At 60.4% G+C, this 396-nt stretch carries 1 protein-coding gene; it reads left to right on the forward strand.

Annotation, left to right across the window (positions count from 1 at the left end; translation table 11 throughout):
* Positions 1 to 396 (forward strand): Mce/MlaD family protein (locus BST12_RS29510; RefSeq protein ID WP_483869192.1); only part of this gene is annotated, 396 nt, incomplete at both ends.

Raw genomic sequence — 396 nt, forward strand, 5'->3', positions numbered from 1 at the left:
CGACGGAGCGGCAGCCGAAGGGGCCGTTCGGCGACCTCATCGAATCGGTCGCGGACAACCTGGCCGGCAAGGGCAGGCAGCTCAACGAAACGCTGAACAGTTTGTCGCAGGCGTTGACCGCGCTGAACGAGGGCCGGGGAGACTTCGTTGCGATCACGCGAAGCCTGGCGCTATTTGTCAGCGCGCTCTACCAGAATGATCAACAGTTCGTTGCGCTCAACGAAAACCTTGCCGAGTTCACCGACTGGTTCACCAAATCCGACCATGACTTGGCCGACACGGTGGAACGGATCGACGACGTTCTCGGCACCGTCCGAAAGTTCGTGAGCGACAACAGATCCGTGCTGGCTGCCGATGTCAACAACCTCGCCGACGCGACCACTACACTAGTGCAAC

Source organism: Mycobacterium angelicum (assembly GCF_002086155.1).
Lineage (GTDB): Bacteria > Actinomycetota > Actinomycetes > Mycobacteriales > Mycobacteriaceae > Mycobacterium > Mycobacterium angelicum.